The following is a 9,973-nucleotide window of genomic DNA, read 5'->3' as shown; positions in this document are numbered from 1 at the left end:
GAATTGATTGAGTCCCTGCTCCTAGGGAAATATCGGGCAGCACGACATCATCCCAGCCATTGGTGCTGCCAAAGGCAAAGTTGTACGCCTGGCCGCCAGCTGTTACTGTTACTTCACGATCGGAACTGCGGTTGTTATCAACCCGGAGCACTAGGTCATACACTGCAGCCGTTGCAATATCCACACTGTAGGTCAGTGACTCACCGTTGGCGATTTTGCCGATATGAAACTCGCCTGTTGCATCATCAGTGACGTAGACATCGACATCGTCAGTGAATTGCGTGGTATCGCCATCATTACCAGCACTGGAATCGACAAAGGCAACATAGGCTTCTGCCTCCACTTGCTGAGAATTCACGACAGAGGCCTCATTGACAGTCACGGTGAAGGTGCTTTGGGTGGAGAGACCTTCGGGATCCGTAGCCGAGACGGTAATGTCACTGGTGCCCGTGCCGGTCGCCGCGTAATCCAGAGTTAAGCTACCAGTTGCCGCATCAATGGTGACAGTATCAAACAGAGCGGCATTCGTGTTGTCTGTAATGGCATAGTTCAGCTCGGCATCGGTGCTCTCGGCATCTTCAAACGCATCGAATAGGGCAATGTTGGTATTGACTGCACCTTCGCTAACTGCGACATCCGCAATGCCGCTAGTTGTGGGGGCGATGTTACTAGCCTGAAGCTCTAAAACCGTTCGGGACGTTACTGCACTCGTGTTACCCTCTCCATCAGTGAGGGTGGCAACCAGATGATTTAAACCTCCAGCCGGGTCAGAGTGAGTGAGCACAACTGGGATGTCAACATAGCCTTCAGAGCCAATTGTGGCAAACTTTTCGTCTACCGCGATCGCCGTATTCCCTTCATAGGGATCGATATCGTATCCGTCTCCCTCAATATATAGAGCAGCCTCAACGATGAGTAGAGACGCAGATGCTCCAGCGGGGCCATAGATGCGAACGGTTTGATTCGGGTCTGATACTGTGGCTGCCGCCGAGCTAATTCCCAAAACCTCCAAAGTAGGTGTGAGCGAAGAATCGGGTGATATGGAGGTTATGACTACTTGCGATGCGGTATCACTTTCTGGAATACGGTAAACCTGACCAATTTCAGCTGTTCCGTCGCTGTATTCAACGGTAACAGTTGCCCCAACCAGTTCTAGCCCGGATATACTGCCTGAATCACCAGGCCCTGGAGCAGTTGTCCATTTGATACTTGTCGGATCAGTATCAACTGCAAAGGAGAAAAATTCCCCAAAGCCAAAGTCATTAAAAGAGAGCTCAAGGATATCATAGCCGCCATCACGTTCGCTAAAATATTGGTGTGAGGAGTAGACACTATTAGCATCACTCTCAATCGTGACGTCTCTGCCACCAGAATCCCCGGCTACCTTGAACGGATCAAAGACTAAGTCTTGGAAGAGTGCCGTGGTGAGATCAATCGTAATCTTGCTAATTAATTCTCCAGTAGTAGAGTTATTCGTAATTTGAAATGAACCTTTGGTAAAAGTACTACCAGTGATGAGGTTTCCACCTGGATTAATAACGAAGGATGTTGCGGTAGCCATAAGTTTTTTTTAGAAGTAGTAGTGAAGGTTATTGGGTTTTTAAGAATTTTAAGCGTTTGGCGTAAATTCCTTTTATCCCATCTCCGCTTATTTTTGAAGATGTTTAATAGTTAGAAACTGCGACAGAATTGAATCGTTGCTGTCGAAGAAGGAAAATTATATAGTAGTTTTCGATTTTTACTCTTTAGTTCGGAAAGTGACAGAAAAGGTATATAATGGGTAATTTTTTTCCAATTCCTCAACTTTTTCTGGGATTTCCAAGGCTTATTGCCAAGATTTATGAGGTTGACTATTTACGTTACTGAGTCTATCTTTGGGATGATTTTTGTTATTCTTCTGCCTAGACTGATGAAAAAAGAATATTACCTGGAGATAATACTTCTTTAAAGAGGCACACGCATCCTGTTTACTGAACAATTTAAGTGCACTCTTGGTGTCTTCTCAAATTGCTTTCGATGGATACTTGGATATTCCACCGCAAAATAATATTGATTTTGTGAGCGTTAATGGCGTTAATGTAATTTGAATGGTATTACATTGTGTTTTATATCTCATTTATTTATTAATTTATAGCATAACTCAAGGAATTGCATTTGTCTACATGTATTCACTTAATATTGCTTATAGAAACCTAGAATTTGTGATTTAAATCAAAATTTAGTGAGAGGAGTTTGCAAGGTATGGACACGACTTAATTGTTCTAACACTAAGTTTAAGGCGGTTTTTTTGTTGTTTTTTGTCTAAGTTGCGTTAGTGACTCTGGTCAGTGTTAATTAAAGCTAACTTGAGATCGATAAATTTGAGATAGAAGAATAAAAGCAAAATTTCGACAATGGTAACCGGAATATTGACATCACCAGTAACTTCGATATCAACATCGTCAGTGCGGTAAGCGCCGCCGGTGTTGCCAGCAGTGGTGTCAAAATATTCAGTACCATTGGTACCCACTTTGTAGTCTTCGGCTTCAATGCGGATAGATTCAGTTATGTCCATAAATATCCTTAGATTCGATTACGAGTGAAAAATTTGAAGATTAGGCAGGAAAAACACTTGAAGTTTTAGTATCGAAATCCCAATCTTGTTCTAAAGAAATCCAAACCAGATTTCATCAAAAAAGGCACACTGATTCTGTGTGCCGGGCAATTTGAGTGCACTCTTGGTATCTTCTCAAATCACTTTCGATGGATATTCCACCGCGAAATAGTATTGATTTCGTTAGCTTTCATGTCATGCCGTTCGGCTCAAAAAAAGTTTGTCTACTGACAAATAATTAGTGCTTTAAAGCAATATTACTTAACTTAAAAATCACTAAACTTAATAATATATTCAAGTAATTAACATATAGTCCTCTTTTAGTAAAGTTTAAATCAATTTACTTGTTGATTTCTATCATACAGTAAAATATCAAAATTGCCTACATATATTTATTTAAGTGTAAAAATCCTTTAACTAAAATTTGCAGACCCCAGGATGAAACCCTTGTATATTAAGTGAAACAGGAACAATTAAGTTAATATAATAGATACACTTGATGCCGTTTACACTTTATACCTATAAATACTCTTGTTTGTTTGTGCGTTGGATCTTATTTACTTGATAATTTACAGCATAGCTCAAGAAATTGCATTTGTCTACATATATTCACTTAATATTTCTTACAGAAAATTAAAATTAGTGATTTAAATCAAGATACGGAAGAGGGTTTCGCAAGCTATGGGATTGATACAGCGGTAGTCCTAAACAACTAAGGGCGCATTGTAGTGGTGTACAAAGTACCAAATTGCGCCGATGTGATTGTCCAACTTTTTGGAAAACGATAGGGGATTTCGCACTAACCGCGAAACTCTCTGGCGTAAAGTTATAGTGTAGTTAAACCAAACTGCTCAATAGAGTTAGTTTTGCCGGTTTCTTTCCCTACAGTAGGCGTGACATTTTGAGAGCATTATTTGTGTATATGGCTACTCTAAAAGAGAAGTTGCCCACAAAAGACCACATCTGATCACACTAAATTGTTAAACGCCTTTTTTTGCCCGCACATCTACCTATTTGGGGACAGACTGTTACATCGCGGTATTGAAAGTTCTGTTTGCAATTATGGATTTTGCCGTTCTTGATGACGTAAGTAAATTCATTGATTTGATAAGTATGCATCACAATTTATATTCGACAGATGCACAACAATTTACCTTTTCATGCTTATGCCTTAGGTTTACCTGGGTTACAAGCTGATGGCGAATTGATAGTTGAACCTTAAATCTTGATAAATCTACTTACCCAATCGTTTATTCTGTTTTCTGTCAACTCGATCTTGGGTAGTCAGTTGAAATCAGGATAATCAACTGCACAAAACTCATTCAAGCCGCTCTCAAAGCACTGGTAAGATCAGTGGGGAAAAATTCATTAACATAGCGGTCACTGATGAGTAACAGGATGGTCAGCCAAACGCGCAACTTGGGAGTGGTTTCCCTTGCCACCTTGATGGTTTCGGCGCATTACGGGTTAGGATTTGTGCTGGGAACGGCAGAACAGTCTTTTAGCAATGGGGTGGTGGGTAGTATTTATCCGATCGCGATCGCGCTGGGAACGATGGCACTTGCGCTACTTGCCCCCCTGTATTGGAGTCGCATCGATCCAATCTGGACCATTCTTGGGGATCGCTACGGTCAACCCTTGAAAATTGGCATTGGTTTAATGTCTTGGACCTCTTTTATTGGCATTGAAGCGGTTCAAATTATTTCGGTGGCAGCGATTTTAAGCATTGTTGGCTTTGCGGAATTGCCGACAATGATTGCCGTAACCGGATTATTTTTTGTCATCTCTTTACTGCCAGTAGAACGCGCCAGTTGGCTCTTCCGCGGCTTGTTACTCTTCAATTTACTGGTCTTAGCCGCGGCACTCTGGCAGTTACATAACGGAGAAATTTATGGCACAATGGTGCTCGATTTTTGGCCCCAAGTCAGCCACGATTATTCGCCAGAGATCTTAGGAGTCATGATCTCAAGTGTATTACTGGTGTTGATCGATATGAAGTGTCAGCAGTTTGTAGTGCGAGCGCGCTCGCTGCAAGTGGCGTGTTGGGGATGTTTGATTGCCGGTCTCATTTTAACGGCATTAGCGTTTTTACCCTCCGCGATCGTGGTTGCTGCGCAACAAGCGAACATTATTCCAGCAGACGTTACCGCAAAAGCAGTCATTCCTTATATTCTCAGTTGGCTTGGCGGTGGCACCGATCAACCTTGGGGAATTGTTTTTGTTTCTTCTTTGGCTTTACCCGCCTTTGGTTTAGGAAGCAATATTCTCCGCATTCAAACCAAAGCCAGTCTTGATATTGTGAACTTGGTGCATCGGAAACGCAATCAAATGGGCTTTGCCAGTCTCAATGCTTTGTTTGCCCTGGGCATTGCCCTCAAAGGCGGCGAAATTGTGGGCTTAATTGTCTGCTTTTATGCCGCTTATTTATCAGTGGTTTGGATGCCCTTTCTCGCTTATTTACTAGCGCGATCGCGCATCATTGTTTTTTCCACAACCAGCGTCCAATTTGCCTTAGGCATCGGCGGTGTGGCGGCGCTTATTGCCTTAGGCATCAGTTTGTTTTATCCCGAGGCAGTCTGGGTCTATACCCCCGAACTCACAATCTTATCAATGGGTTTGGGCTTTAGCAGTTTTGCCTTACTCAGCAGCCACCTGATTGAAACGTTGCCCCGTCTGTTGGCACTAAATAAATTAACCAATTGAACAGCTCACGGAGGAGTCTAACTCCTCCGACACCCTAAATCCTGGCTGATCCCGTTAAGGCAAATCCGTTTGTCCCATCAAATAGCGGTCACATTCACGGGCAACGCCGCGACCTTCGTTAAACGCCCAAACCACCAGGCTTTGTCCGCGACGACAATCGCCAGCGGCAAAAACACCGGGAATATTGGTTGTGTACTTGTTATACTCAGCTTTGATATTACTGCGCGGATCTTTTTCGAGTCCTAAGGCATCAAGCAAGGGTTGCTCGGGACTTAAGAAGCCCATTGCTAATAACACCAGTTGTGCGGAGATAACTTTTTCCGTTCCGGGCACGGGTTGGGGAATCATGCGACCCTTCTCGTCTTTTTCCCATTGAATTTGGACCGTATGAACGGCTTTTACCTGTCCGTTTTCGTCCCCTTCAAACTTCGTTGCCGAGGTCAAATACGTTCGAGGATCGCTGCCAAATTTAGCTGCGGCTTCCTCTTGACCATAATCCATACGATAAATTTTCGGCCACTGGGGCCAAGGGTTATTCGGAGCGCGTTCTAGAGGCGGTTTGGGCATAATTTCCAGTTGGACTAAACTGCGACACTCGTGACGCAATGAGGTTCCCACACAGTCGGTTCCGGTGTCGCCCCCACCAATAATCACCACATCTTTATCCTTGGCAGAAATATTGGTGTCTGTGCCATTGAGGATCGCTTGCGTATTCGCCGTGAGGAATTCCATGGCAAAGTGAATCCCGTTTAAGGAACGCCCTTCGATGTTTAAGTCTCTGGGTTTGGTTGACCCGGTACAGAGGATCACGGAGTCGAATTCCTGCACGAGTTGTTCGGCAGGTAAATCTTTGCCAATTTCGGTATTGCAAACGAACTTGACTCCTTCTTTTTCTAATAATTCAATGCGACGGAGAACAATCTCTTCTTTGTCCAGTTTCATATTGGGGATGCCATACATGAGCAGTCCCCCCGGACGATCCGCTCGTTCATAGACCGTCACCCAATGACCGGCTTTATTCAGTTGGGCGGCAGCACACAACCCTGCGGGTCCCGAACCGACGACCGCTACAGTTTTTCCGGTACGTTTTTGGGGCGGTTCCGCCGTCACCCAACCTTCTTCCCAACCTTTTTCAATGATGGAATATTCAATATTTTTAATCGTGACCGGGGGGTTATGAATCCCCAGAACACAAGCGCCTTCGCACGGGGCTGGGCAGACACGACCCGTAAATTCGGGGAAATTATTGGTCTTATGTAGGCGATCGAGCGCCTCTTTCCAATGTCCGCGATAAATCAAGTCATTCCATTCCGGAATTAAATTATTAATTGGGCAACCACTTGCCATGCCACCAATATCGATTCCCGTATGACAAAAAGGGGTGCCACAGTCCATACACCGCGCGGACTGAGTGCGGAGGTTATCTTCCGGCATGGCGATATGAAACTCGTCCCAATTGCGAATGCGTTCAACAGGGGATACTTCTGAGGGGTTCTCGCGGAGATATTCAATAAAGCCAGTTGGTTTTCCCATGGTTCTCTCGTTTCCTATTTCTTGTTTGTTTAGTAGGGTGGGCATTGCCCACCCTACAACTAATGACTATCTCAGCTACCACTGACACGGGCAGCATCACTAACATTGGCTTCAAAAGCAGCGGTTTGCGCTTCGTCTTCACTTAATCCCGACGCGATCGCGCGTCGAATACCTTCCACCATCCGTTTATAATCGCGGGGCATCACCTTGACAAATTGAGAGATATATGCATCCCAGTTTGCCAAGACTCGCGCTGCTTTTTGGCTGTGGGTGTAAGCCGCGTGCTTCTGGATCATCTGGTGAATGATGTCGCAGTCTTCTTCATCGAGGGCTTCAATCTCGACCATTTGCGTATTACAACGACTGGCAAAATCATCCGTTTCATTGAGGATGTAGGCGACACCGCCACTCATCCCCGCTGCAAAGTTCCGTCCCGTTTTGCCCAAGACAACCACTTTCCCGCCGGTCATATATTCGCAACCGTGATCGCCCACGGCTTCCACGACAGCATTAATACCCGAGTTACGGACACAGAAGCGTTCTCCCGCAACACCGCAAATGTAGGCTTCACCACCGGTTGCCCCATAAAAGGCGACATTACCGATAACAATATTTTCTTCTGGGACAAAAGTCGAACCAACCGGGGGATAGACAATAATTTTGCCCCCGCTTAAACCTTTCCCGAGATAATCGTTAGCATCACCTTCTAATTCCAGCGTGACCCCTTTCGGCACAAAGGCACCAAAACTCTGTCCCGCACTGCCTTGAAAATGCAGTTGAATCGTATCTTCGGGTAAGCCGTACCAGTGACGTTTGGTAATTTCATTGCCGAGAATCGTTCCCACCACGCGATTGGTGTTTTTAATCGGTAGCGTTGCTTTAACTGTCTCTCGTTTCTCAATCGCCGGTTGACACAGATCCAGCAACACCGTCATATCTAACGATTGTTCCAACCCGTGATCTTGGGGAATCTGACAATAGCGACCGATATCGGGGGGAACGTCTGGCTGATAGAGAATGTTAGAGAGATCAATTCCTTTTGCTTTCCAATGATCCACCGCTTGCTTGGCCTCTAAAACATCGGTTCGTCCCACCATTTCATTGAGGGTACGGAAGCCCAGACTCGCCATAATTTCGCGGACATCTTGCGCGAGAAACTTCATAAAGTTGACGGTGTAATCAGGATTGCCAATAAAGTTTTTCCGCAGTTGGGGATCTTGGGTGGCAATGCCTGCTGGACACGTGTTTTTATGGCAAACGCGCATCATAATACAGCCAAGGGTAACTAAAGGCGCAGTGGAAAAGCCAAATTCTTCTGCCCCTAATAGCGTTGCCATTGCGATATCTCGTCCAGTTTTCATTTGACCGTCGGTTTCAACGGCAATGCGACTGCGGAGGTTATTTAAAACAAGGGTTTGATGGGTTTCGGCTAATCCCAATTCCCAAGGCAATCCTGCGTGTTTAATGGAGGTTTGGGGAGATGCCCCAGTTCCACCATCAAAGCCGGAGATTAAGACCACATCGGCATGGGCTTTTGCCACACCCGCAGCAATGGTTCCCACGCCCACTTTTGACACCAGTTTCACGCTAATCCGCGCCTCACGGTTGGCATTTTTCAAGTCATGGATTAACTCGGCTAAATCTTCGATGGAGTAAATATCATGGTGTGGCGGCGGCGAAATTAAACCCACCCCCGGCGTGGAATGACGCACTTTTGCAATCCAAGGATAAACTTTTTTACCGGGCAATTGTCCGCCTTCTCCTGGTTTTGCCCCTTGGGCCATTTTGATTTGCAGTTCTTTGGCTTGGGAGAGATACAAACTGGTGACACCAAAGCGACCCGAAGCCACTTGTTTAATGGCGCTGTTTTTCGAGTCTCCTTGCTCGTTTTTCCAGGTGTAGCGTTCGGGATCTTCTCCCCCTTCTCCCGTGTTGGATTTACCCCCAATGCGATTCATGGCAATGGCGAGGGCTTCATGGGCTTCTTGGGAAATCGACCCATAACTCATGGCCCCGGTTTTAAACCGCTTCATAATTGCTTCGATGGGTTCCACTTCTTCCAAGGGAACCGGGTCACGCCCTTTATAGTCTAGTAATCCGCGCAGAGTAAACCGTTGCTGATTCTGTTCGTTCACCAGTTGCGCGTATTTTTTATACAGTTCATAATCCCCGCTTTGCACTGCTTGTTGGAGGGTATGAATCGTTTCGGGACTCAATAAGTGGGCTTCGCCATCTTTACGCCATTGATATTCCCCGCCGGCGTCGAGGGTATGTCCGTTCACTTCTCGTTCAGGAAACGCATGAGCGTGACGTAAAATCGCTTCTTGCGCGATCGCGCTTAAATCAGCCCCACCAATGCGCGAGGGCGTTCCGGTAAAGTAGCGCTCAATGAGCGATTCATTCAGTCCAATGGCTTCAAAAATCTGCGCCCCGCGATAACTTTGCAAAGTAGAAATCCCAATTTTCGAGGCAATCTTAATTGTCCCTTTCGTTACCGCTTTCATATAATTCTTACAAGCCGTGTAATAATCCACACCGGTAAGCGTCCCTTGGGCAATCATATCTTCTAACGTTTCAAACGCTAGATAAGGATTAATCGCCCCACAGCCGTAACCGAGTAACACCGCATAATGATGCACTTCTCTCGGTTCACCGGATTCGAGAACAATGCCGACGCGGGTGCGCGTGCCTTGACGGATCAGGTGGTGATGTAAGCCAGATACTGCTAAGAGGGCGGGAATGGGCGCCTTGTTTTTATCAAAATCGCGATCGCTGAGAATAATGATGCTCGTGCCTTGCGCGATCGCGCGATCGGCTTGCTGACAGATTTCCTCAATGGCAGCTTCTAACCCGGCAACCCCGGTTTTCGGGTCAAATAAAATCGGTAGCGTTAGGGATTGAAAGGCACCATCCAACTGTTTGAGCTTCGCCAGTTCAGTATTCGTGATAATTGGGGTTTTTAATTTGATCAGATGACAACTTTCCGGCTTCGGATCGAGTAAGTTACCTTCTGCACCAATGGTCGTGACAGGAGAGGTAATAATTTCCTCCCGAATCGAATCAATCGGCGGATTCGTCACTTGCGCAAAAAGTTGCTGAAAATAATCATAAAGGAGCTTTGGACGCTCGGAAAGAACCGCCAAG

At 45.6% G+C, this 9,973-nt stretch carries 5 protein-coding genes and 1 pseudogene; 1 reads left to right on the top strand and 5 read right to left on the bottom strand.

Features of this window, described 5'->3' with window-relative positions:
- The 3 genes and pseudogenes from GVY04_16970 to GVY04_16960 all read right to left on the bottom strand — a co-directional run.
- Positions 1–1,561: hypothetical protein (locus GVY04_16970; GenBank protein NBD17757.1), on the bottom strand; the 1,561-nt coding region annotated here is incomplete at its 3' end.
- Positions 1,562–2,311: 750 nt separating this feature from the next.
- Positions 2,312–2,554: a hypothetical protein gene (locus GVY04_16965; GenBank protein ID NBD17756.1), complete on the bottom strand. Its 243-nt coding sequence runs from the start codon at positions 2,552–2,554 to the stop codon at positions 2,312–2,314.
- Between the two features lie 743 nt (positions 2,555–3,297).
- A pseudogene (locus tag GVY04_16960) lies at positions 3,298–3,479 on the bottom strand (IS1 family transposase).
- A 512-nt stretch (positions 3,480–3,991) separates the two neighbouring features.
- On the opposite strand from GVY04_16960, the gene GVY04_16955 reads away from it, so the two are divergent.
- Entirely contained in the window at positions 3,992–5,296 is a 1,305-nt protein-coding gene (locus GVY04_16955; GenBank protein NBD17755.1) for a hypothetical protein, read from the top strand.
- Between the two features lie 54 nt (positions 5,297–5,350).
- Here the strand turns inward: GVY04_16955 and gltD are convergent, their stop codons facing one another.
- Together gltD and gltB are read right to left on the bottom strand one after the other, a co-directional pair.
- Positions 5,351–6,829, bottom strand: a complete 1,479-nt coding sequence (gltD, locus tag GVY04_16950) for a glutamate synthase small subunit (protein ID NBD17754.1) — start codon at positions 6,827–6,829, stop codon at positions 5,351–5,353.
- 71 nt (positions 6,830–6,900) lie between these two features.
- A partial coding sequence (gltB, locus tag GVY04_16945; GenBank protein NBD17753.1) for a glutamate synthase large subunit occupies positions 6,901–9,973 on the bottom strand: 3,073 nt, incomplete at its 5' end.

The organism is Cyanobacteria bacterium GSL.Bin1 (genome assembly GCA_009909085.1).
Taxonomy (GTDB): Bacteria; Cyanobacteriota; Cyanobacteriia; order Cyanobacteriales; family Rubidibacteraceae; genus Halothece.
Note: the sequence above shows the minus strand (reverse complement) of the source record. Positions and strands in the feature narration are given on the sequence as shown.

Coding starts and splice junctions, on each gene's coding strand:
- gltD (NBD17754.1), bottom strand. CDS start 6,829: ATGGGAAAACCAACTGGCTTTATTGAATATCTCCGCGAGAACCCCTCA.
- GVY04_16955 (NBD17755.1), top strand. CDS start 3,992: ATGGTCAGCCAAACGCGCAACTTGGGAGTGGTTTCCCTTGCCACCTTG.
- GVY04_16965 (NBD17756.1), bottom strand. CDS start 2,554: ATGGACATAACTGAATCTATCCGCATTGAAGCCGAAGACTACAAAGTG.